This is a genomic window from Cellulomonas sp. A375-1 (assembly GCF_001040865.1).
Classification (GTDB): domain Bacteria; phylum Actinomycetota; class Actinomycetes; order Actinomycetales; family Cellulomonadaceae; genus Cellulomonas; species Cellulomonas gelida.
Genome location: NZ_LFKW01000140.1, coordinates 8,993 through 10,117, shown reverse-complemented (window position 1 = coordinate 10,117; position 1,125 = coordinate 8,993). Strand labels below are relative to the sequence as shown.

At 76.2% G+C, this 1,125-nt stretch carries 1 protein-coding gene; it reads left to right on the top strand.

From position 1 onward, the window contains the following. Positions 1–1,048: class I SAM-dependent RNA methyltransferase (locus CWIS_RS15215; protein ID WP_048344195.1), on the top strand; the 1,048-nt coding region annotated here is incomplete at its 5' end. Positions 1,049–1,125 lie beyond the last annotated feature (77 nt).

The window sequence follows — 1,125 nt, the reverse complement described above, 5'->3', positions numbered from 1 at the left end:
CCGCGTGCCGAGCGCGTGGCCGGCCGCCGGCCCGGGTGGCGTCGGCGGGGGAGAGCTCGCGCACGTCGCCCTACCGGCGCAGCGGGCCTGGAAGGCCGCGGTGCTGCGCGAGCAGCTGCAGCGACTCGGACGCGTCGAGCGCGACGTGGTCGTGCACGCCGCGCCGGGCGACGACGAGCGCGGGGGACTGGCCTGGCGGACGCGCATCGACCTCGTGACCGACGCGCAGGGACGTGCGGGCATGCGGGGCCACCGGTCGCACGACGTGACGGCACTCGAGGGCATGCCGCTCGCGGTCGAGGACATCGCCGAGCTGGACCTGTTCTCACGGCGCTGGCCCGTGGGTGCGCGCCTCGAGGCGGTGGCGCCCGTGGGCGGCGACCGGCCTCTCGTCCTCGTTGACGGCGTGCCGTTCGACCTCGCCCGCCGTCGTCCCGACACGCGGCCCAACGCACGCACGTCGGTGCGTGAGGTCGTGGTCGCCGACGGCGTCGAGCGTTCCTACCGCGTCGCGGCCGCGGGGTTCTGGCAGGTGCACCGCGAGGCCCCCGCGACGCTCGTGAGCGCGGTGCTGCGCGGGATCGGCGACGTCGCGGGCGCCACGGTGCTCGACCTGTACTCGGGCTCGGGGCTGTTCACCGCCGCGCTGGCCGACGCGGTCGGGCCGTCGGGCGAGGTGGTCTCCGTCGAGGGCGATGCCCGCGCGGTGCGTGACGCGCGGCGCAACCTGCACGACCGCACGAACGTCGAGCTGCACGCGGGCGACGTGGCGCGCGTGCTCTCGGGCGAGCAGGACGCGTCGTCGGACGTGGTGCACGCGGACGTGGTCGTGCTCGACCCGCCGCGCGCGGGTGCCGGCCGGCGCGTGCTCGAGGCCGTCAGCTCGCTGCGCCCCGAACGGCTCGTCTACGTCGCGTGCGACCCGGCCGCGCTCGGGCGGGACGTCGCGCTGCTCGCGTCGGCCGGCTACGAGCTGGTCGAGGTCGACGGGTACGACCTGTTCCCCATGACGCATCACGTCGAGGCCGTCGCGACGTTCGCACGATGATCCGTCGGTGCGGTTCGGGGAGCCGGACGGCGTGCGTGACGATGCCGGGACGACGACGCGTCCGCCAGGCGGCAGTC